Source organism: Corynebacterium sp. 045007 (assembly GCF_040743205.1).
Lineage (GTDB): Bacteria > Actinomycetota > Actinomycetes > Mycobacteriales > Mycobacteriaceae > Corynebacterium > Corynebacterium jeikeium_D.
On sequence record NZ_JBFLKW010000019.1, the window covers coordinates 22,923 to 44,490 of the forward strand.

The 21,568-nt window shown below is 56.9% G+C and carries 16 protein-coding genes; 10 read left to right on the top strand and 6 right to left on the bottom strand.

The features are described 5' to 3' along the window. Nucleotides 1-8: 8 nt before the first annotated feature. A complete protein-coding gene (locus tag AB1Z34_RS09450; protein ID WP_049171995.1) occupies nucleotides 9-875 on the bottom strand; it encodes a hypothetical protein in 867 nt (288 codons plus the stop codon). A gap of 129 nt (nucleotides 876-1,004) precedes the next feature. On the opposite strand from AB1Z34_RS09450, the gene AB1Z34_RS09455 reads away from it, so the two are divergent. Next, nucleotides 1,005-1,826 carry a (2Fe-2S)-binding protein gene (locus AB1Z34_RS09455; RefSeq protein ID WP_367158254.1) on the top strand — a complete coding sequence of 274 codons (822 nt, stop codon included), beginning with the start codon at nucleotides 1,005-1,007 and terminating at the stop codon, nucleotides 1,824-1,826. A 198-nt stretch (nucleotides 1,827-2,024) separates the two neighbouring features. After that, nucleotides 2,025-2,858 (top strand): hypothetical protein, encoded by an 834-nt coding sequence (locus AB1Z34_RS09460; RefSeq protein WP_048732832.1) that lies wholly within the window; start codon nucleotides 2,025-2,027, stop codon nucleotides 2,856-2,858. A 28-nt stretch (nucleotides 2,859-2,886) separates the two neighbouring features. Here AB1Z34_RS09460 and AB1Z34_RS09465 read toward each other — a convergent pair whose 3' ends face one another. Further along, entirely contained in the window at nucleotides 2,887-3,441 is a 555-nt protein-coding gene (locus AB1Z34_RS09465) for a hypothetical protein (RefSeq protein ID WP_049194129.1), read from the bottom strand. Between the two features lie 277 nt (nucleotides 3,442-3,718). Between AB1Z34_RS09465 and AB1Z34_RS09470 the strand changes: the two genes are divergently transcribed. From AB1Z34_RS09470 to AB1Z34_RS09490, 5 genes are all read left to right on the top strand, one after another. Then, the gene (locus AB1Z34_RS09470; RefSeq protein ID WP_367158255.1) at nucleotides 3,719-4,801 is read left to right on the top strand and encodes a hypothetical protein; all 1,083 of its coding nucleotides are present in this window, start codon (nucleotides 3,719-3,721) and stop codon (nucleotides 4,799-4,801) included. 255 nt (nucleotides 4,802-5,056) lie between these two features. Further along, complete coding sequence (locus tag AB1Z34_RS09475) at nucleotides 5,057-6,196, top strand: trypsin-like serine protease (RefSeq protein ID WP_246819660.1); 1,140 nt, start codon at nucleotides 5,057-5,059, stop codon at nucleotides 6,194-6,196. 110 nt (nucleotides 6,197-6,306) lie between these two features. Next, nucleotides 6,307-7,236, top strand: a complete 930-nt coding sequence (locus AB1Z34_RS09480) for a NaeI family type II restriction endonuclease (RefSeq protein WP_367158256.1) — start codon at nucleotides 6,307-6,309, stop codon at nucleotides 7,234-7,236. Between the two features lie 164 nt (nucleotides 7,237-7,400). After that, nucleotides 7,401-8,402, top strand: coding sequence for a DNA cytosine methyltransferase (locus tag AB1Z34_RS09485; protein WP_367158257.1), 1,002 nt, complete (start codon nucleotides 7,401-7,403; stop codon nucleotides 8,400-8,402). Nucleotides 8,403-8,454: 52 nt separating this feature from the next. Beyond that, on the top strand, nucleotides 8,455-9,837 hold the full coding sequence (locus AB1Z34_RS09490; protein WP_367158258.1) for an MFS transporter: 1,383 nt from the start codon (nucleotides 8,455-8,457) through the stop codon (nucleotides 9,835-9,837). Here AB1Z34_RS09490 and AB1Z34_RS09495 read toward each other — a convergent pair. Next, the gene (locus tag AB1Z34_RS09495; protein ID WP_049194126.1) at nucleotides 9,834-10,766 is read right to left on the bottom strand and encodes a bile acid:sodium symporter family protein; all 933 of its coding nucleotides are present in this window, start codon (nucleotides 10,764-10,766) and stop codon (nucleotides 9,834-9,836) included. The two genes, AB1Z34_RS09490 and AB1Z34_RS09495, sit on opposite strands and share 4 nt — an antisense overlap. 713 nt (nucleotides 10,767-11,479) lie before the next feature. On the opposite strand from AB1Z34_RS09495, the gene AB1Z34_RS09500 reads away from it, so the two are divergent. Further along, nucleotides 11,480-13,648 (top strand): DEAD/DEAH box helicase, encoded by a 2,169-nt coding sequence (locus AB1Z34_RS09500; protein WP_367158259.1) that lies wholly within the window; start codon nucleotides 11,480-11,482, stop codon nucleotides 13,646-13,648. A 171-nt stretch (nucleotides 13,649-13,819) separates the two neighbouring features. Here AB1Z34_RS09500 and AB1Z34_RS09505 read toward each other — a convergent pair whose 3' ends face one another. The 3 genes from AB1Z34_RS09505 to putP form a co-directional block, all read right to left on the bottom strand. Then, nucleotides 13,820-14,320 carry a DUF2269 domain-containing protein gene (locus tag AB1Z34_RS09505; RefSeq protein ID WP_367158260.1) on the bottom strand — a complete coding sequence of 167 codons (501 nt, stop codon included), beginning with the start codon at nucleotides 14,318-14,320 and terminating at the stop codon, nucleotides 13,820-13,822. A 108-nt stretch (nucleotides 14,321-14,428) separates the two neighbouring features. Beyond that, entirely contained in the window at nucleotides 14,429-15,070 is a 642-nt protein-coding gene (locus AB1Z34_RS09510; RefSeq protein WP_306295429.1) for an HNH endonuclease family protein, read from the bottom strand. A gap of 97 nt (nucleotides 15,071-15,167) precedes the next feature. Further along, the gene (putP, locus tag AB1Z34_RS09515) at nucleotides 15,168-16,691 is read right to left on the bottom strand and encodes a sodium/proline symporter PutP (RefSeq protein ID WP_367158261.1); all 1,524 of its coding nucleotides are present in this window, start codon (nucleotides 16,689-16,691) and stop codon (nucleotides 15,168-15,170) included. Nucleotides 16,692-17,269: 578 nt separating this feature from the next. On the opposite strand from putP, the gene AB1Z34_RS09520 reads away from it, so the two are divergent. Both AB1Z34_RS09520 and AB1Z34_RS09525 read left to right on the top strand, forming a co-directional pair. After that, nucleotides 17,270-20,509 carry a DEAD/DEAH box helicase gene (locus tag AB1Z34_RS09520; RefSeq protein ID WP_367158262.1) on the top strand — a complete coding sequence of 1,080 codons (3,240 nt, stop codon included), beginning with the start codon at nucleotides 17,270-17,272 and terminating at the stop codon, nucleotides 20,507-20,509. Beyond that, nucleotides 20,509-21,567: a hypothetical protein gene (locus AB1Z34_RS09525; RefSeq protein WP_070429342.1), complete on the top strand. Its 1,059-nt coding sequence runs from the start codon at nucleotides 20,509-20,511 to the stop codon at nucleotides 21,565-21,567. Before AB1Z34_RS09520 ends, AB1Z34_RS09525 begins: the two co-directional genes overlap by 1 nt. Nucleotide 21,568: the final 1 nt, after the last annotated feature.

The window sequence follows — 21,568 nt, forward strand, 5'->3', positions numbered from 1 at the left end:
AAGAGGAACTACTTATTCTTCTTTTTCTTCGGCCACTTCAGCGCCGAGGGGATAGAGAACCTCGATGACCTTGAGCCCTTCTTCGAGTCCTCCGAGGTGTTGGATTTAGCCGGTAGCTTTCGTTCAAAGTCCGACCAATCCTGGGGAAGCGGGCCCAGAGATGCGCGAGTGGAGCTGATAAGAATGCCACCGAGCTTGCGGTTGGCGGAGGCCCCAACCACGGCGCCAATTCCAAATGGCAAAATCTTACCGATGATGGCCAGGCGAGCGTTCTTCATCAAGCGCTTGCGTGCCTCGCGAATCAGCAGGCGGTTTGCTGCACCCAGCTGCGGAACGCCAAGCCGTGGCAGTAGAGAATTTACGGAAGTTTTGGTCTGCTTCCGCAGCGATTCCTCGCCAAGCAGAGAGGCCATAATAGCTGTCCCCTCAGAACCACTCATGGCCGCAAGAATCAGCGTGCGACGGCGTTGCGGATCGGTGATGTCAATATTGCGCAGGGTTGCTGAGGCCAGTGTGTACCAGGCTGATGCTTCCAGGAACAGCAGCGATTCACCGGTAACCGCAGCCAAGCCCGTAATCATGCCGACGCCGGGAAGAACCGCACTGCCGCCGGCGGCACCACCGGTGCCGGTGACCAGGTTGAGGTAGTGGGAATCAATACGTTCCTGTACCTGCGCCGGAGTTTCATCTTTTTTGCGCTTGTGCAGGGAACTGACGTACCCGGTGATGGCAGACGACTGCCAGCTCATGGTCTTATCCAGGGTTTGGATAAGAAGGGTTCCCAGTTTTCCGGCATCACGTTCGATCGCTTCGGGGGTTGAGTTCACCGCATCAGTTACTGTGCGAGTTGAATCCTTCTTCGTCTTTTGGAACAAAGTAGTAGACCTCCTAAACGGGTCCGTTGAGAGCCATATGCCCATATAAACACTACTGAGCTGTGGGGAAATTCCGTAGTCGGTGGAAAAATAGACAGGTGTACGGCGATTAACACAGTCGATAGAAGGATGAGACTGGTGAACGATGTCACGCGGGGTGCCGCATTGCCTCCCGAGTACTCCCAGCTTTTGGCGGACTTTCCTCGGTTTTCCGCAGATGTTATGCCTCACGACGGCGCTGCCGAGTGGCACCTTTCTACCGAAGCTGTAGCCGCCGGAATTGAGGCTGGGAGAAAGCTGTTTCCCATGCCCGAGGTTGAGGTGGATACCCGTTTCCAGGCCCAGTTGTGGTGGTGGTCCATGTGCGGAGCATTGGTAGGGCCATCGCTGGCATGCGTGTTGGTGTCCGATCGAGTTCCGGTGTGGCAGTGGTCTTCTTGGTTCGCCTTTCTCCGAGATGACTATTGGGTTGGGTTCCAAGCTCAACAGTTTGAAAGCATTTCCGCTGAGGATGCGGATGAGCTGAAGGATTCCGGCGAAGCACTGGCTCATTTCTTGGATCCGTTGGCTCAGGTTGTTGGAGAAGTCGGGGAAATCAAGCCTGCCCCTCTTTGGGCCGTGGCTGCCGATGCCGTAGCTAACGCCGCAATATCCGCCGGTAATGAGCTGATGGAGCCCTGGCGCGGAGCGCTTATTGGCAAACATGTCGTTGAGGGAATACAGCGAGTACATCGGGTCCCTCTTCCTCGTTTCATGGATTCCTGCGGAGGCGAGGTGCTCCCCTGGGATGAAGCTGCTGCTGAGGCGGGAGAAGAACCGGACTTCGATGTAGTTACTCACCTGGAGAGAGCTACTTGCTGCATGATTTATCACAGCCCAGATGCCGATCTGTGTGTCTCCTGTCCAAAACGTTCTCGTGAGGAACGCCATCAACTCTGGGCACGCTACTGAGCGCTCTGTTTTCGAGAATCGACAGCTGGCGGCCTGCTCCTCAACCGACCGCGTTGGCGGCTTTGCAGCAGCACGCACTCTGCCGGCGCGATCTTTCGCAGCAATTGCCGGGGGCATGAGCCACCCCATGATTGCGCGTTTGTCGCTACGATTGGCTGCGGGTAGAGGCCAATTATCTTTCAAGGGAGGATTCCACCCATGAGCTTTTTCGAGCAGATTGCTGCGGCACTGGACCGCGAGGGCATTGAAAGCCGTGTCAACGATGACACCCTCTTCGTTCCCATTACCTCTGACCTGGAGGTTCAGTTCGTCACCATTGATGAGGACATCCCGGCTGCCGAAGTTTACGTAGCCGCTGCCGATGTGGATGATGAGGACGACGAGTTCGAAGCTGTTCTGGTCTCCGCTGTATTCTCCGTCGAAGACGCCGTCGCGGCAGTCGCCCACCATGTAGCTACTGACCAGGTTGTTGGCCTGCTGCGCACTCTGCTCGATGGTGATGATGACCGCATTGCTGACCTGGAGTTTGAACAGGACCCCGAAGAGGCAACCTTGGTCACCTCCGAAGTTGGTACCTCCTCGTTGGTTCAGGTTTTGGTAACTGCCCACAACAACGAGCCCAGCGCACACGTCCGCTTCATCTCTCAGGACGCGAACTTGGACGACATTGTCGACCAGGCCATCGCAGAGTTTTGGGACTCGGACACCGAAACGGTTCTCACCGATGATGACCGTCGCAAGATGTTCGCTGACCTCTACTCTGACATCCAGACCTTGCGCAATGAGGTTCTGACGCTGGGCACCTTCAAGGACTTTGACAAGCTGATGGATGTCCTTGCGCTCGTGGTAGACCGCGCAGAGGAATGGGAAGATCAGCTGGCACCCGTCGATGACGGGTACGCGGAGTATATCTACTCTGATCACGTTGCCTCCTTGGACGGGGATGATGATGACGATGACGACGATGATGACCTCTATGACGATGGCGACTATGACGACGAGGACGACGAAGAAGGCGACGACAGCGAGTAGCCGTACTGTGGCAGCACTGTGAACAGTGCTAAGCCGCTGATGGGCGAGAAGAAAAGAGCTCGTTAGGACACGGCAGTGGCCGCGCGTCCCTGGTGCCAATCCAGCTATAACGGCGCCCGGGGAGTGCGAGGTCAGTGCCGTTTTCGTGTATCTTGCTGCAGTCCTGCGCACGATGGAGTGCCTCAGCCACAGCCCGAGTACGTCGGCGGTTTTCTTCCCGCGTCCGATTCGAACCGCCAATTCCGCGGAGGACTACCTCCGATGAGGATTCCACCTTGACGGAAACGGAGTACATGAACATGGGCTCATCCTTCAGGATGAAGTATTCCGCGTGCACGTCGGCAAGCTGAGAGACCAGTGCGCGAGGAAGCGCTATCCGTGACGCGCGGACGGTGACCACAGGCCCGTCGGGAAGCGAGAAGGTGTGATCTAGCGCGCCGGGCGAATGCCTACGGCCGATGGTGGGGTGGCAGAGGATTGTGCGGATGAGGTCGAGGTCTTCGAAACATTCTGCACGGTAGGTAGCGGATAGTCGGGGAAGAGCTAGGCGGCGATGAATGGGAAACTCGTCTGCTGTGTTCATGGCTCACAAGTTATCGAACAACCCGGACTCGCATTTTCGAACATATAGAACTAATGTTCGAGATATGTTTAGCATCAATTGGCTACCCAAGTGGGGGTAGTCAATTGGCTAGGTGCCTGGTGTTATTGCAGGGACATGTGGGGTTGTGGAAACGATTCGATAACGACTTTTGTAAAAGTCCAAGAGTCTGAGAAAACGCTATTTCTGGGGGTGGGGTGGTGGATTAGTGTGGGGGATGGTCCTAAAGGAAAACTAAAAATTTGAAAGATTCGTCTCAATGAAGCACGCAAGAAGTCGAATGGCGGTATCGGCTTTCGCAGCACTTTTGTCCTTAGCAGCCCCGGTCGCGGCACATGCTGTCGTGGTTGGTCCGGGTGACCCGATTCGAACTCCCATGGAGGGAAGCCCGTGGGATGGGCACCGAAATGTCAACTCGCCGATGTGTTCGGCGGGTGTTCCGGGAACGGTGACGGACCGCAATGGGGAAAAGCATCGGGTCATGTTGACCGCAGGGCACTGTGTGAATGATGCTCCGGATGTGGGTCTGCCAATCGTTACCGGTGAGGTGTATGTGCCAACCACCGAAGGCGATAAGCGCATTGGTACGACAGGTGCTCACCGTTGGGAAGTGCCGCAGGGAGATGCCGGACTGGAGTCGTTGCCGGCGGCCTTTAATGGTGCAGACTATGGAGTAATCAACCTTGATCCAGACGTAGAAACTACCGGCGCAAGTTACTCCATCGATGAAAATGGTCAGAGCTACGGGGAGCCTGTAGCGATGACTGGCATTCAAGACAATGAAGATCTGCCGCGTGGCGAGGTCTCCTTCGATAATTTTGGCAAACCTATCTGTAAGGACGGCATGCGTACCGGACGTGCCTGTGGCTATCAGGTATTCCGGGCTCGAAACGGCATTTGGACGGTTGGTATCGGCGTTGACCACGGTGACTCGGGCGGAAATGCCTACGATCCGACCACAAATGAAGTTATTGGCGTGAATTCGATGACCTTCGGTCCGGTCTCGCGTGTGATGCCCGCGGATATTGCCATCCAGGAGGCCTACGGCATTCCCGACGGCCAGGTAAACGACCACTTTGAGGTATCGGATTCCACGGCTCAGCGTGACTCCTCCTACCGCACCCTCAATGAGGATATGGCGGCGGATCAGGAGTATGCCCGGGCGCAGGATCCGCAGGCTTCGCAGGAAGATTCTGTACCGCAGTTAGCTGATCTTGTGGACCAGCTGCCGCAGTCACCGCAGCTCCCTGAACTGCCACAATCGCCCCAATTGCCACAATCGTCACAGCCGTTTGAGCTGCCTCAATTGGCTGAAATTCAGCTTCCAAGCTTTGAGGGCTAGCGCCAGTCTGAGAATCTGACAAAAATCACCCCCGAACCGTTAAGAGAGCCAGAATCATCCAAGGTGGATGGTTCTGGCTCTTGCATTGCTGTTGAACAAACCTTTTGATGTGTAATGCGCGTGCCGTGAAGGCGAATGAACGGTTCCTCGACTGAGAATTTCACCCTAGGTTCCATTTTTGGAGAGCTTTGTAAAGGTGTTCCTAATACACTGAGTGGGACAAGTTTTCTGTACAGAAATGGAGTACCGCACACTATGGCCAGTTCAAAGAAGGTCGCCACACTCACGGCTGCACTGTCGGTAGCTGCGGGTGGCTTTGTGCCCGGAATCGCGGTAGCTGAGGCTGCACCGGCAAACTCGGATGTTGTCATCGGCCCGGGCTCGCCGTTGCGAATGCCGTTCCCGAGCAGTAAGAACATCGACGGACGGCATGTTCAGTCCCCGATGTGCTCTCTGGGAGTTCCCGGCACCGTTGTGGATCAGAATGGCGTTTCGCATCGTGTCATCATGACTGCCGGTCACTGTGTTGTGGCGAAGGATACTGAAACCGGCGAAGAGGTCACCGGCCAGTTCTTCATCCCAACCAAGGACGGCGACAAGCTGGTCAACAAGGACTACATGGGCACCGATATCATGCCGGAAGAGGGTGACTTCGACGAAAACACCACTATGCCGGAGTTCTTCAACGACCTCTTCAATAGCGGTGACTACGGCATCATTGAGGTTCAGGACGACATCAAGACCACCTCTATGTCCCACTCTGTTGATGAGTTCGGCAACGTCCACGGCGAGCCGGTTCAGATCGTCGGTATCGAGGACAAGCGCACTCTCGAGCCGATGGAGATTTCCTTCGACAACCTCGGTGAGCCCGTGTGCACCGACGGTTCCCGTACCGGCCGCGGCTGCGGCTTCCAGGTGTTCCGTGTCCGCAACGGTGTCTGGGCCATCGCTCCGATTGACCACGGCGATTCGGGTGGAAACGCTTACAACCCGGAGACTCGCGAGGCCATCGGCGTTAACTCCATGGGTATCGGCCCGCTGAGCCGCTTCCAGCCGATTGACGTTGCTCTTGAAGAGCAGTACGACATCCCGGACGGCCAGGTCAACGAGCGCTTCAAGGTAGAGACCTCCACCGAACCGCAGTCCGAGTTCCGCACGATTGACGAGGACTCCCAGTACACCAAGCAGCACGTCCCGCAGGAAGAGCCGGATTTGGGTCCGATCGGCGAGCTGCTTCCAGAGGGCGTCGAGGTCCCACCGGAGATTGCCGACATTATCTCGGAGAGCCCATCTCTCCCGGAGCTGCCGATTCCGGAGCTGTCTGGTGCGACCGCTCAGGCAACACAGCCTGTCAGCAACCTCTCCTCGCAGGCGAACCTGCCGAGCCTGTTCTAATCAGGTCACCGCAGTCTCGTAGATAGGGCGTTCGCTTTACGACGCTCCGTCCAACCCCCTATTCCGCCACAGTGGCGGGGTAGGGGGTTTGTGGCTTAAGGTCCTTAACTATGCAAAAGATAACCAATGCTGCCGATTCAGAGGTCGAAAAGGTCAAGGCACTAATTCGTGATGCTGATCCAGAAGGGGATCGGTTTGCAAAGGTTTTTAGGGAAACCTATTACTTGCTCTATAACGGCCAGAAAACAGGACGTTACCGCTGGGAACAGCTTTACAAGACTGAGAAGACCCATTTTGGAACATTGATCGAAATCGCTATCCGTCATGAGTTTGCGGAGATCATCGATGACGGCATACAGAAACATCTTGATTATCGGATCGCTGGAACCGACGTAGACTGCAAGTTTTCCATGAATAAGGGATCGTGGATGATCCCGGTAGAAGCCGAAAACGAGATTATTATTGGACTGCATTCCTCTGATGAGGATTCCTGTTTCAGCGTTTGTGTTGAGCGAGCTTCGTCGGACAAATTGACGAAACGCGGGAATCGTGACCGGAAGCGGACGTTTACTCAGGCAGCTCGATCTGGAATTGATTGGATCTTTGATGACGCTCCGCTGCCCGTAAATCGATTGCTTCATTTGTCGGAAGGTGCTCGCGAGAAGATCTTCGCCAATCAATCTGGGCAAAAGCGAGTTAACGAGTTTTTCCGGCAGGCGCTCGGATTGGTCATCAATCGAGAAGATATTGCAACGGTGGCGAAACAACGCGACTACATGAAGCGTGTGCGTGGCAATGGCGGTGCGCGAACAGCTCTGGCTGCTGAAGGCATAATTATCCTAACCGGAAAGTATATGCGGCAGATGGAAATCGCGGAGCAGTTGGCTGGTGTGAAACTGCGTTCCGATGAGTTGATTGCGCTGAGAGTTGTGTCGGTTGGTAATTCTCATCGTGGGCGGGGCGCTGTGGAAATTGACGGTCAGTCTTGGCGAGTAGCTACGAGCACTGACCCAGTGGTACAGGCGCCTATTTCATTCTGATCGGGTATGTTGACCGTAAAATCAGTCGGGGTAGTAGGGTAGGAAGCGTCATTAAGCACGATATCGAATGGATGTTCGAATTATGTCTCGTGGTGGATCCTGAGCATCGGGTAGCTTCCAGTTCGAAGAACCATTGGTTGGCGATGTAGGAGGTGGCGTTAGAGATGAGTGGATTCACATCGCTAGAGATTTGCGCCGGTGCTGGTGGCCAAGCTTTGGGGCTTGAGCAAGCCGGTTTCTATCATGTATGCACAGTAGAGAACGACCGAGATGCCTGTAATACGCTGCGTTTGAATAGGGACAACGATCTCGTTGCAGCAAAACAGCGTTGGAACGTTCGCGAGGACGATGTCCTCAACTTAAACGGTGCGGATTTCAAAGGCGTAGATCTAGTGGCTGGGGGTGTGCCTTGCCCACCGTTTTCAATTGCCGGAAAGCAGCTCGGGGCCGATGACGAGCGAGATCTTTTCCCAAAAGCGCTTGAGATTATCGCTTTGGCCGACCCGAAAGCAGTGCTTTTGGAGAACGTGAAAGGGTTGTCGCAACCACGGTTTAAGAATTACCGAGAGTCTGTTCTTAACGAACTCTTTCGTCTTGGATATGAACCACATTGGCGATTAATTTATGCTTCGGAACACGGTGTTCCGCAACTTCGTCCTCGTTTTGTGTTGGTAGCTGTGAAACAGGAGTATGCTCCATTTTTCCACTGGCCTGAACCGCAAGGTGAAGCCCCGACAGTAGGTGAAACGCTATACGCGGAGATGGCTTCGCAGGGGTGGCCAGGAGCGGAAAGTTGGGCAGCTCGTGCGAATAAAATTGCGCCGACTCTCGTTGGCGGATCTAAGAAGCATGGTGGCCCAGATGTCGGTCCTTCGCGTGCAAGAGAAGCGTGGGCCAAGCTAGGGGTTAAGGGGTCGTCAATTGCGGAGTATCCGCCTGCCGCTGATGATCCAGTGGATCAACCTCCACGGCTTACAGTTGCTATGGGAGCTCTAATTCAAGGTTTTCCGCCGGAGTGGAAAATTTCTGGAAAGAAAACTGCTGCCTGGAGACAGGTCGGAAATGCATTTCCGCCGCCTGTGGCAAGAGCATTGGGAACTTCGATTTCAAATGCACTAAATAAAAACACAGCACAGGTGCCGATTCAAGAGGTCATAGCTGTATAAAAGTCGATTCTTTTATCGAAATCGGTCAACTGAGCTAGAAAGGACCGTTACCTTGTCAGCTTCCCGTTCGCGCGACCTGCTTCGTCGTAAAGCAAAGTGCGAATCTCAGCCGGATATCGCATCGGAGGTGGGAAGCAAACCACAAGGTCTCGATCCTCGGCAGGGTGAATTAGACGGGATTAAACAACCGATTCCGCGAGAGATTTGGATTCTGGTCAGCGCTGCGTTCATCATCGCGTTGGGCTTCGGTCTGATCGCACCGATCTTGCCGCAGTACGCGCGCAGCTTCGATGTGGGTGTGTTCGCGGCCAGCTTCGTGGTCAGTTCGTTCTCCATTTTCCGGCTTATCTTCGCACCGGCATCGGGCTCACTGGTAGAGAAGCTCGGATATCGGCGCACGTACCTAACCGGCATCAGCATCGTCGCGCTCTCGACTTTGCTTGTCGGTGTTGCGCAGACATATTGGCAACTGCTGGCGTTTCGTGCGCTCGGAGGCATCGGTTCGACGATGTTCACGGTCTCGGCAATGGGGCTGATTGTGCGGATTTCACCGCCGGAGATCCGCGGTAAGAGCTCGGCCGCCTACGGCACAGCCTTCCTGTTGGGCAATGTCTTTGGCCCAATCATTGGTGCTGCAATGGGCGCATGGGGCATGAGGGTGCCGTTTTTCATCTACGGTGGCGCGCTGATTGTGGCAACGATTGTGGTCGGCATGTCGCTGAGTGCGGAGCATCTTCGCCATGTAGTGCCCAAGCGCACAACCCCGGTGCTGAGGTTCTCCGAAGCAATCCGTGACTCGGCATATCGAAGCGCACTAGTCGGAGCCTTCGCCAACGGCTGGTCGAACTTCGGCGTGCGCGTCGCGATTGTCCCGCTGTTCGCTGCGGCAACGTTTTCCCATGTTGGCGCCCCAGAACCGGGCAGCGATGGGGCAGTAGCCGCCACTGCCACAGCTGGTTTCGCGCTGACGGCCTTCGCGCTCGGCAATGTCACGGCACTGCAGTTTTCCGGCCGTCTCTCCGACCGCATCGGCCGTCGCCCTCTGCTCATCACGGGCCTGTTCATCAACGGCGTGTTCACGGGCGCTATCGGATTTAGCAGCGGTGCCATTCCGCTACTGATTCTCTCCGTCCTCGCGGGTTTCGGCGCTGGCATGATCAATCCATCGCAGCAGGCCGTGCTTGCCGACGTCATCGGCGCCAACCGCCAAGGTGGAAAGGTGCTGGCCAATTTCCAGATGGCTCAGGACTTCGGAGCGATCTCTGGCCCGCTGATTGTCGGCGCAATTGTGGATGCCGCAGGGTTCAAGGCCGGTTTCTTTGTTTGCGGTGTTATTTCGCTGGTCGCAATGGTGGGCTGGATCTTCGGGCGAGAGACTCTACCAGCCCACTCGTCGAACAGCGGAGCCAAAGAAGCCGAAGCAAAAACAGCTTAAGCAGAAGCGGATTTGCTAGTTTCCTTGCCTTCATCGACCTTTCGGCAAATAGCCACATAGATAGCGCCAGTAATGTTATGCACCACAGCGGCCACCGCGCCGGGAAGCGCTGCCTCCGGGGTAAAGAACTTCGCTGCCATACCGGAGGACAGGCCAGCGGACTGTGTGCCGACCTCCACGGCCACCGTGCGCTTGCCCGCAGTCGGCATCCCCACCAGCTGGCCTGCAAAGAAGCCGAGCACGTAGCCCAGAACGTTGTGGATGATCACAGCCACAAACACAATCAGGCCAATGTTCGCCAGGCTCTCAGCGTTCTTGGCCACGGCACCGAAGACCACGCCACCGATACCGAGAATAGAAATCCACGGCAGAATCGGCAGGATCTTATTAATAAACGAGTCGGCCACAACGCGAATAACCAGGCCACCAACCACAGGCAGGAGGACTGTCTGGCAGAGGCTCCACGCCATCCCGAGGCCGTCGACCTCCGTGTGCGCGTCGGCAAGCACGAGCATAAGAAACGGCGTCATAATCGGCGAGACCAGCGTCGACACACTGGTCATGGCGACGGACAGCGCGACGTCACCGCGTGCCAGGTATGCGATGACATTCGACGAAGTGCCGCCCGGAACAGAGCCCAGCATGAGCAGACCAACAGCGAGTGCCGGGTTGAGCCCGAGGGCTTTAGCCACGGCAATCGCCAGCAGCGGCATGATGACAAACTGCGCAATGACGCCGAAGAGAATCACCAACGGGCGCTTAGCGACCTGCTTAAAGTCCGGGGTGGTCAGGGTGAGGCCCATCGCGAACATGATGATCATCAGGAAGTACGTGATGTAATCCGTCAGCGGAGTAAACGGGGCGGGGAAGAAGAATGCCAGCGCCGAACCCGCCAAAATAAAGCCCGGAAACCCGAGAACTTCAATCATTGCCGAGAGCTTCGACGGCTCCTTATCCGCCTGCCCGCCATTCCCAGAAACCTCGTCAGGAGAATGTGGTTTTAGCGGGGACTGCCGGGGCGATGACGGCTGCGGTTCAGATGAATTACTATTGCTGGGCATTTTCGAGCGACCTTGGGTTTATACGTTGTGTAGTTGCAAAAGTCCGCCGAACGGTGGGTGTTCCACGGCGGAAAATAGCTGATATGTGTACAAACTTGTAGGGAAAATGTTAGCCACCTCACCCCAGGAAATTACAAAATAGGCACCCCGAAGTGGGTGCAATGCGCTCGCTTAACGACGGCCCCAGCGCCGGGGCCTCATCCAAGAAATCGACCGCCTAGTGTTGTGACCTTGCGGACAGGAAATGGTTTTTTGACCGACGGTGGCGTAGTCTGGGCAGTCGGTGTGAAATCCTGACGACAATGTCGCAGAGAATCTGGCAGCGGTATAAATTCGCTGGTGAAACGCTTGAAAGTGCATAGTGCATGATGGGCGCCCCTCCTCGGAAGTAAAAGCTGAATTGGGTTTGGGCGCAATTTTTCGAAGTATGTGCAAGAGAAGCGATGTCATCGCAATTCCGACGTGAGAGCACTGAAAAACAAGAACGTAAATTGGGCGGGTCATGTATGTGCGACCCAACTGTGAGTAATCAACTGTTGAATATTGAGTGTGCGGGCGAAAAGGCCCAGGAAGAGCCCCAAATGGCTAATAATGAAATGAATGGCAGCGTCGAGGAAAACCGCGAGGATCAGCGCGAAAACCGCGAGGACGCAATTGTGAAGGCCGAGGATGTAGTGGCCGAGGAAGCACCGGTGGTCGAAGAGAAGGCCGCTGAGGAAAAGACCGAGAAGGTAGAAAAGACTGCCGAGGCCGAGAAGAAGGCCGAAAAGAACAAAGACGACAACGACGACGACACCGTCGGCTTCGATGAGCTTGAGCTGCCCGATGACATTGTCAATGCAGTTCGCAAGGTTGGGTTTGAGACTCCGTCCCCAATTCAGGCTGCAACTATCCCGACTCTGATGAGCGGCCGCGACGTCGTCGGCCTGGCTCAGACTGGTACCGGTAAGACCGCGGCGTTCGCGCTGCCGATTCTGGCTCGCATTGATCGCTCCGTCCGCGCACCGCAGGCGCTGGTGCTCGCTCCGACCCGTGAGCTGGCACTGCAGGTTGCGGATTCCTTCCAGTCGTTTGCTGATCACCTGGGCAAGATTCAGGTCCTGCCAATCTACGGTGGTCAGTCCTACGGAGTGCAGCTGTCGGGTTTACGTCGAGGTGCACAGATTATCGTCGGCACGCCGGGTCGTGTCATCGACCACCTGGAAAAGGGCTCGTTGGACATCTCCGACCTGCGCTTCCTGGTACTGGACGAGGCCGATGAGATGCTGCAGATGGGCTTCCAGGAGGATGTCGAGCGCATTCTTGCCGACACTCCGGATGACAAGCAGGTCGCACTGTTCTCGGCTACCATGCCGGCTTCGATTCGTCGCCTGTCCAAGCAGTACCTGACGGAGCCGGAAGAGATCACCGTCAAGTCCCAGACTCGCACTGCGGACAATATTCGCCAGCGCTTCCTGATGGTCAGCCACCGCAACAAGCTGGACGCGCTGACCCGCATCCTCGAGGTCGAGGAATTTGAAGCGATGATCATGTTCGTGCGTACCAAGCACGAGACCGAGGAGCTCGCCGAGAAGCTGCGTGCCCGCGGATTCTCCGCTGCCGCCATCAACGGCGACATCCCGCAGACTCTGCGTGAGCGCACGATTGATCAGCTCAAGGACGGTCGCCTGGACATCCTGGTGGCAACCGATGTTGCTGCTCGTGGCCTGGACGTTGACCGCATTTCCCACGTGGTCAACTACGACATTCCGCACGACACCGAGTCCTACGTCCACCGCATTGGTCGTACCGGCCGCGCTGGCCGCTCCGGCGAGGCACTGCTCTTTGTCACCCCGCGTGAGGGACGCCTGCTGCGCTCGATTGAGCGTGCAACCAAGTCGCAGCTGCACGAGATGAAGCTGCCGACCGTCGATGAGGTCAACGACTCTCGCAAGCAGAAGTTCGCTGATGACTTGACCGAGGCGCTTGCTGATTCGCAGGTTCCGGTCTTCCGTGAGCTCATCGAGGAGTACGCAGAAGAGCACGACACCCCACTGGTTGATATCGCCGCCGCTATCGCTGCGCAGGCACAGTCGGGCGACTTCCTAATGAAGGAACCGCCGCGTGGCCGTCGTAACGACCGTGACCGTGATCGTTTCGACCGCGACCGCAACCGTGGCCGCGATGGTCGCTCCCGCGGTGAGCGCGGTCAGGGCAAGCGCGCTGACCTGGTCGAATTCGACCGCGAGGGCACCGCAACCTACCGCATCAGCGTCGGTCGTCGCCAGCACGTCCGCCCGGGTGCCATCGTCGGCGCCATCGCCAACGAGGGTGGCCTGTCCTCCAAGGACTTCGGACACATCGACATCCGTGGCGACCACACACTGGTCGAACTGCCGGCCAACCTGCCGCAAGAAGTCATCAACAACCTCTCCGATACTCGCATCTCCGGCCAGCTCATTGGGCTGAAGCTTGACGACGGCACCTCGGTCGACGACAGCGATGACTACCGCGGTGGCCGTGGTGGCTACCGTGGCGATCGTCGTGATGGCGGCCGCGGTCGCGGAGGATACCGTGGTGGTCGCGGTCGCGATGACCGTCGTGGTGGTGGCCGTGGCCGTGGTGGCTACCGTGGAAACTTCGATGACGGTGACGATTTCGGTGGCCGTGGTCGCGGTCGCGATGACCGTCGTGGTGGCGGTCGCGGTCGCGGTGGCTACCGTGGTGGCCGTGATGACCGTCGCGGTGGTTACCGAGGCGGACGCCGCTAAACCTGCTAGGTGAGGTGAGCTGGGTGGTCGTCGTCAGGCGACAACCGACGACCGCCCTTGGCGCTGACCTAGAAAATAAAAAACTGCCGGTACGCATGTACTTTCAAACCCGATTAGTCGGGCCGAAACGTACAGACGCACCGGCAGTTTTATTGTGTCTGAGCGTGAGCTCTAGATGAAGAACATCAGGATGCCGGCGACAACCCACAGCAGGGAGAAGATGCCGGAGAACATAGCCAGCTGGCCCTTCTGCTTGTCCCAGTCGAGCTCTTCAGCCTTCTTGCGACGCTCGATGAACTCCGGATCGTCAACATCCTCGTCTTCATCAGCGATGCCGAGGCCGGCCATCATCAGACGCTGACGCGGAATGATCAGGAAGAACAGCAGTGCCCAGGCGATGATTGCCAGCAGGATTGCGGCGTGCATTGCCCCGGACTTCATGTAGGTCGACACATCGGTGAACATGACACCGAAGCCGAGCAGCGGCACGAGCAGCGACCACATGCCGTAGGTGCGCGAAATGGCGTGCATGGTGCGCGCGGCGCCGACCGTTCCAGCCTCTCCGCCGCGGGCTGCAAGCGCGAGCTTCGGGAACATCGAAATTGCGACAGTCACCGGTCCAAGCAGCAGAATTGCCGCCAGGACGTGAACCATAAGAACTACGTTTTGCACGTATTACCTTTCCACGACTGAATGTAGGCCTCGCGTTCAAGCGAGGAGTGGCCTGGATATTTCTTTATTAAGACCAGTCCTTAACTTAACGTGCTCGCACTATTTTCTCTATTTCGTGCCTTTCCTCGCGCGGATTCCACACGCAGTGGCCATCGCCTTCCAGTCTGCCGACGATACGGGCAGGTCCCATTTAATGGCCACCGCTAAGTAACGATGCGAATAGTCACACGCCTTCGTATCCTCAGGAAGCCATTCGGCCGGGCTGGCATCTCCTTTATCCCGGTTGACCGCGCTTCGCGTGGGTACGAGGTTGGTCTCGATATCGTTGCCAAATCGCCGACGCCGCTCGGCATCCCAGGTGTAGGCTCCGAAATCCCACGCCGCTGCCAACGGATAAATGTGGTCGATATCGACCTCATGCGCCCCCACCGGGTCACCCGTGTAAGGGTCGGGGATTTCGCGCAGGGAGTCGTCGTCAAGCGAACATACAGAGCCCCCGAACCACGCCGCCAACACTTTATGGCGTGTATTGCAATCGGCAGAGCCTGCCCAGACGTCGAAGCGCTCGCGCTTGTACCCGGTGACGGTGGGGCGGCCTGCGACGACGCGCACAGTGCGCAGTTGCTTGACGACGGCTTCCGCGTCCGGCCCAGCGGGGGAGGATGTGACGAGAACTCGCGTAAGTGCAAAGGATGAGACAAAGGCGGCAGTCAGGGCGGCGGCTAGGATGGCAAATAAAAAAGGGCGCATACCTAGTTGGGCGCGAAAAATACTTTTTCGGTTCCCTTGTAGGTATGCGCCGGGGCTAGCCTGTGGGGCTAGCGGAGGCCAAGCTTAGATCGAAGCGTTAGACCAGAGCCTGCTTTGCTGCGTGGTCGAACTCTTCCTTGATCTTCTCATTCGGTTCCTTCGTGGCCAGCGTGACGATGATCATCACGACAGTTGCAGCGGCGAAGCCCGGGACGATCTCGTAGAGAGTGTCGCTGAGCGAGCTCATGCCCCATGCGAAGGAGACAACCGCACCGGTGATCATGCCGGCAGCAGCACCTGGCGTGTTCAGGCGCGACCAGTAGAGGGCGGCCAGCAGCACCGGGCCGAATGCCGAGCCGAAGCCAGCCCACGCGAAGCCAACCAGATCCAGAATGGAGCTGTTCGGGTTAGCAGCGATGATTGCGGCGATGATGGCGATCAGCGCGACGGCGACGCGGGAGAGAGCCATGTAGGTCTTCGGACGCAGGGACTTGTTGACCGTTGCCTTGAACAGGTCCTCGATTAGCGCGGAGGAAGACACCAGCAGCTGCGAGGAAATGGTGGACATGATTGCTGCCAGTACTGCAGTCAGAATCAGGCCTGCAATCAGCGGGTGGAACAGGATGCGGGTCATGTCCAGGAAGATGGTCTCGTAGGAAGACGCATCAGTGACCGAAGCATCTGGGTTCGTAGCGAAGAAAACAGTTGCGGTCAGCGCCACGAGGACGGAGCCGAGCATGCACAGTGCCTGCCAGCCAACGCCCCAGCGGCGGCCCTCGGTTGCGTCCTTTGCACTACGCAGAGCCATGAAGCGAACGATAATGTGCGGCTGGCCGAAGTAGCCCAGACCCCAGCCGAGCAGACCGATAATCGTGATTAGCGGAATGCCAGCGAACGGATCGAAGAAGGTCTCAACCGGCTGTCCCTCGCTGCCCGGGTACGGGTTGTTAGCAGCAAAGCTGAAGATGTCCGAGAAGGAGTTGCCGTTGTTAATCAGGTAGATGATGCCGACAGTCGGAACCGTCAGCAGCGCAATGAACATGATGATGCCCTGCACCGCGTCCGTGTAGGAGACAGCAAGGAAGCCGCCGAACAGGGTATATGCGACAGTGATCCCCGCAACCAGCAGCATGCCGACGAGGTAGCTGCCACCGAACGTCGACTCCCAGTAGCGGCCACCTGCGACCATGCCCGAGGAGACGTAGAAGGTGAAGAACAGCAGAATAATCAGGCCTGCGGAAACGCGCAGCACCTTCGACGTATCGTGCAGACGATTCTCCAGGAACGACGGCACGGTAATCGAGTTACGAGCAATCTTGGTGTAACTACGCAGGCGTGGTGCGGTGAACTTCCAGTTCAGCCATGCGCCTGCGACCAGGCCGATTGCAATCCAGGTCTGGTTCAGACCCGAAAGGTAAATCGCGCCGGGCAGACCCATCAGCAGCCAGCCGGACATGTCCGATGCACCCGCTGACAGTGCCGCGACGAACGGATGTAGGCCGCGGCCGCCAATCATGTATTCGTCATACTCTGCAGTCTTTTTCCATCCGGTCCAACCGATGTAGACCATCAACAGCAGATAAATGACTAGTGCGATGATGAACCATGTGTGTTGGTCCACAGGGCAACTCCTCATTATTTATTAGTCGTACAGTCGGACTCGCGCACTACCTAGCGCACCAAAAAGCATTTTCGGCGCACAACTCAGTTTCGCTTAATCAAGTCTGCTTGACGACGTTCACAGCGCCGCGGCAGCATCGAGCCAAAAAGTGGCCGACGTCCACGGTGGAACCTGCGGTTCGCGATTCAGCACAGCTTCAGCTTCCGGACTATCTTCGACAGTCAGCGGAGCCTACTGGCACATGCGAACCATGGCAGAACTATTGCACGAGTCACACATTTTTAATTCTTGTGGCCTATACGACGTTTTCATGTGATGCGCTGCATTGCAAGATAAGAAGCGTTGAAAAAGCTTTTAAAAATCGGTTAAGTGCGACAAATTACCTGGGAAAAGGGGTATTTGGGTAGAGGAGGAGTAATTTTTGCAAGATACATAATTCGAACATGCGTGCTAATGTTGTGGTGTGGTGGAAAAGCTGATCCGGGGTGCGTGGCAGAATCTTCATTGAACAAATATCTGGTGGCGAAGTCGCCGGGTGATTAGACGGTGATGACTGAGCAAGCAGTGGGGAGGAAGTAATGGACCAAGTTGCTAAGTCAGCGGTGCCGTTGCTGCTGCACGCGGTCTGGAAAGATGATTCGGGTCTTCACCTATGGGTGGAGCGGCCAGAGGGGCACCGGATTATTGCGGACGTGGATTTGCTGGAAGTCCCGGCGCATCAGCGTCGGCTTTTTGCAGTGCTGGACCAGGGGAGTCGAGCGCAACTGACGCTAAAACTGCGCACACCGAAGGGGCGGGCAGTAGAGAAAGCGGTACCCACATGGGTGTTCCCGCCATGGGCTGCGGTGACGGCACTGGTGCAATTGCAGGAGGAAGTTTCCTCGGCGGCGATGGCGCCGGATCTTAGGTTCTTTGTAGATGTTGTACAGGGATTGGATGCTTTCGCACGCTCTGGGCGGGCACTGGTGGCGCTGACGTGGGAAGACAATGAGTGGTGGCCGACGTGGCGGATGTCGGAGGGGTTGAGTGAGATTGCCTGGCAGAGTCAGGTCATTTCCCGTACACCACCGGTGTTGATTGATAACGGAGGTGCCACGGTGGCTGAGGATTTCATCAATCGGATGTTTCATTGGGTCACCAACGCGCTCCTGGCCGATTTGGATGAACCGGCAGAACAGCGTCAGAGTTTCGTGCGGTCGTTGTTGCAGTCGGAGTCCCTGGGGCGTGCGACACCGGGGGTGGCGCAGTCGCTGGCAAAGTGGAGGCTGTCGGCCGATGGTGAGGATGTTCGCCTGCAGCTAATGGTGCAGGAACCCGTTGGTTTTGAAGGCCAGCTGGAAGACTTGCCGGATGTGGATCTTCCGCAGCTGTTGGAGTTGCGGGATCGAGCGGATGACGAAGGCGGCTCAGTAACTCGCCTCAATCCTCGTTCAGCTGCGGTGGAACATGAGACTCTATGGCCATTGCGGATGTACTACCGCATCGGTGTCGCAGCTCCAGAGCGCCTGAACCCAGAAATGTGTCGCCGGTCCGTGCTGTCGCTACTTCGCCCGCAGCTATTGGCTGCACAAGAGGCATTCCCGACGCTCAAATATGCGAAAGCAGCGGGCCACCCGGGCTTAGATCTGCTGCTGACCTCAGAGCAGCTGATAGAGCTTATGACTGATGGCATCTCGCAGCTGGCAAAGGTCGATATCGATGTGATGCTGCCGCCGAACTGGAAGTCAGTGGAGACCACCCTGCAGTTGCACACTGAAGTCGTCCAGTTAGATCCGACGGGGCCTGCTGGGCGCCGTTCGGAACCGAAACTCGGATTTGACCAACTGGTGGATTACGAGTGGAAGCTGGCCGTGGGGGATGCCGTACTGACGGAAGCGGAAATGCGTGAGCTCGCTGCATCGAGTACGGGGCTAGTGCATCTGCGAGACCACTGGGTGCACGCGAACCCAGAGGTAGCTAGAGAAGCCCTGAAGTTTTTGGTGGAGCAGACCAAGGCCGGGGAGGAGACCGGTAAGGGGCAAGCCACCCTGAAAGAGCTGGTCTTCGACGGTGGCTTGGAGTCTCAAGCTCCAGCAGCAGTGCCAGTCGCCCCCAGGGATCCCTCTTGGCTCAAGGCGTTGGTGTCGAAGTACTCAGACGGTTCCACGGCCCTCGCAGAGTCGGTCGAGGTGCCACCGAGTTTTGTCGGTGAGCTGCGGGAGTATCAACAGCGCGGTGTGGAGTGGCTGGCGGATATGTCCAACCGCGGCTTTGGTGTCATTCTCGCTGACGACATGGGGCTTGGTAAGACTGTGCAAATTCTGGCGCTGTTGGAGTATGAGCGCTGCCGTCGTCAAGCGGATGCGAAGGATCAAGAGCACAAGGCTTCGCTTCTGGTCGTTCCGACAGGTGTGCTGCGCAATTGGGCAGCAGAAGCGGCAAAGTTCACTCCAGAGCTCAAGGTTGGGCTGCTGCATGGTTCAAACCGTCCTCATGGTGAAGAACTACAGGAATTTATCGGGAAACACGATGTTGTTGTGACGACCTATGGTGTTGCTACCCGCGATGTGAACGAACTGTCCCAAGTGCAGTGGGATCATGTGATTGCTGACGAAGCGCAGGCAATTAAGAACCCCAACGCCCAGGTATCCAGAGCGCTGCGGAGCCTGGGCTCGCGGCACAACATCGCCATGACTGGTACTCCGGTGGAAAACGACTTGGGCGAGCTGCGCACCATCATGGATTTCTGTAATCCAGGCATGCTGGGGTCGGCGAATGCATTTCGCAACAAGTTTGCGATTCCCATCGAGCGTGATGGGAATGCGGAAATGCTACTGCAATTGCAGTCGATTACAGCACCTTTTATTCTGCGCCGACTCAAGTCGGATCCAGCTATTGCGCCGGACCTGCCCAAGAAGAATGAGCAGGTGGAGATGGTTCCTCTCACGACGGAGCAGGCTTTCTTGTATCAGGAAGCTGTGAAGGACATCGAGGACAAGCTCAAGCGCTCGAAGCGGAATCGCTCTGGCAACTTCGGGCGAAAGAGCATCATCCTCGGCGGCATCATGAAGTTGAAGCAGATTTGCAACCACCCAGCGCACTACCAGCACGACGGCTCAGGGCTGCTTAATCATGGGCAGCATCGCTCGGGCAAGGTTGCACGGCTGGAAGAGCTCGTCGATGAGATTGTCCAAAACGGTGAACGCGCGCTTGTGTTCACGCAGTTCGTGGAGTTCGGCAAGATGCTCGCCCCTCATTTCAGCAAGCGCCTGGGCGTGGACATTCCGTTTATCCAAGGGGCAATGACTCCGGCACAGCGCGAGAAAGTAGTGGCAGAGTTTAATGCCCCGGACGGCCCACCAATCATTTTGCTGTCTACTCTCGCGGCAGGTGTTGGCATCAACCTGGTTGCCGCCAACCACGTCATTCACATTGACAGGTGGTGGAATCCAGCAGTTGAAAACCAGGCCACGGACCGCTCTTACCGCATCGGTCAGCGTAAAGACGTACACGTGCACAAGCTGGTCAGTGTGGGAACGCTTGAAGAGCGTATCGACGAGCTGATTTTCGAGAAGGCAGAATTGGCGGATGCGGTTGTGCGCGCTGGTGAAACCAAGCTGACGGAGATGGACTTTCACCGTTTGCGGTCTCTGTGGCAATTGGACAAGGACAAGATTCAGTCACTGCGTGAATCGATGGACGCAGCGGAGTCAAAGTCCGGTGGGACGGTGACCGATGGGGTGAACCCGGAGGGCACGGCATCGGACTCCACAATCTCGGATGACGATTCGATTCCCAACAATGTGACCCCGTTTAGGGTCCAGAAGAGGTGGTACTGATGGCCGGTGACGGAGACGTGACATGGGGCGACAATGTCATCTTTGCCGAGTTTGGCAAGGGGCCCTCTGGAAAGCGTGGTCGTAAAAGGACTACGGCGCGAAGCGCGCCAGCAACCAGCTCGACGATTGAAAAGCTCCTGGCCACCCAGGACTGGGCTGGTGCATTTACCGGACAGCAGCGACGTGGAACCGCAGCGCGCGTGGCGGTCGAGCCACGTACTACTTTTGCCCGGTGGGTGTGGGAGTTCATCATCCGTGGCGCTGATTCGGGTCGTGTTCACAGAGGTGAGAAGTACAGGTTCGACGGCAATGTGCTGGGGCTTCGAATCGCGGATGGCTACATCATCGGTGAAGTGCAGGGCAGCCAGCCGGAACCATTTTCAGTCTTTATTCGGTTCCCACGGCGGGAGCAGAAACAAACTGACGACGTACTGCGGTGGTTGGTGAACAATCCGTCGGCCTTCACAGAGTTTGAGCACGGCGAGTTGCCGTATGAGCAGATGGAAATGCTGTTGTGCGATGGCGAAGAGCACATTTACAGCGAATGCACCTGCCCGGACCCGGCACCTGTGTGTAAGCACACCGTTGCAGTTGCCGCTCAACTTGTCGCTGATATCGACCGCGATCCGCTGTCGCTACTACAGCTGCGCGATTATCCGCAGCGCGAATTGCAACGCCGGCTTCAGGAACTAACACAGCTGCGAAACCGGACTGCGCCGAAGCGCCTCGGGCTTGGTGGCGCGGTTCGGGAGAATCCCAATAAAACCGCCCAGAAGTCGAATGACGCTGGTGGAAAAGATAGCGGTGACAACGAGCAGAAGAAGGTTGCCGAACTTTTCGCTGTCGAAGCCGACTACTGGGGCAATGATTTGGAACGAGTCAGTGTTCCTTCGCTCGAGGTTATTGACCCACTAACAGTTACCGACCGCAGTTTGCTGCATGAAGCATTGCAGCCAACCTGCGTAATTTCGAGAGAGACCATTCGTGCAGTCGCTGATTTGGAAGATTGTTGGCAACATCTGCAGGAATCGCTGAGCCTGGGACAAAAGGAGCGCTAGT

Excerpts from the sequence above, each read along its gene's own strand:
- AB1Z34_RS09455 (WP_367158254.1), top strand. The coding sequence starts at position 1,005 with ATGAGACTGGTGAACGATGTCACGCGGGGTGCCGCATTGCCTCCCGAG.
- AB1Z34_RS09470 (WP_367158255.1), top strand. The coding sequence starts at position 3,719 with ATGAAGCACGCAAGAAGTCGAATGGCGGTATCGGCTTTCGCAGCACTT.
- AB1Z34_RS09520 (WP_367158262.1), top strand. The coding sequence starts at position 17,270 with ATGGACCAAGTTGCTAAGTCAGCGGTGCCGTTGCTGCTGCACGCGGTC.
- AB1Z34_RS09495 (WP_049194126.1), bottom strand. The coding sequence starts at position 10,766 with ATGATTGAAGTTCTCGGGTTTCCGGGCTTTATTTTGGCGGGTTCGGCG.
- AB1Z34_RS09525 (WP_070429342.1), top strand. The coding sequence starts at position 20,509 with ATGGCCGGTGACGGAGACGTGACATGGGGCGACAATGTCATCTTTGCC.
- AB1Z34_RS09475 (WP_246819660.1), top strand. The coding sequence starts at position 5,057 with ATGGCCAGTTCAAAGAAGGTCGCCACACTCACGGCTGCACTGTCGGTA.
- AB1Z34_RS09465 (WP_049194129.1), bottom strand. The coding sequence starts at position 3,441 with ATGAACACAGCAGACGAGTTTCCCATTCATCGCCGCCTAGCTCTTCCC.
- AB1Z34_RS09485 (WP_367158257.1), top strand. The coding sequence starts at position 7,401 with ATGAGTGGATTCACATCGCTAGAGATTTGCGCCGGTGCTGGTGGCCAA.
- AB1Z34_RS09510 (WP_306295429.1), bottom strand. The coding sequence starts at position 15,070 with ATGCGCCCTTTTTTATTTGCCATCCTAGCCGCCGCCCTGACTGCCGCC.
- AB1Z34_RS09460 (WP_048732832.1), top strand. The coding sequence starts at position 2,025 with ATGAGCTTTTTCGAGCAGATTGCTGCGGCACTGGACCGCGAGGGCATT.
- AB1Z34_RS09480 (WP_367158256.1), top strand. The coding sequence starts at position 6,307 with ATGCAAAAGATAACCAATGCTGCCGATTCAGAGGTCGAAAAGGTCAAG.
- AB1Z34_RS09500 (WP_367158259.1), top strand. The coding sequence starts at position 11,480 with ATGGCTAATAATGAAATGAATGGCAGCGTCGAGGAAAACCGCGAGGAT.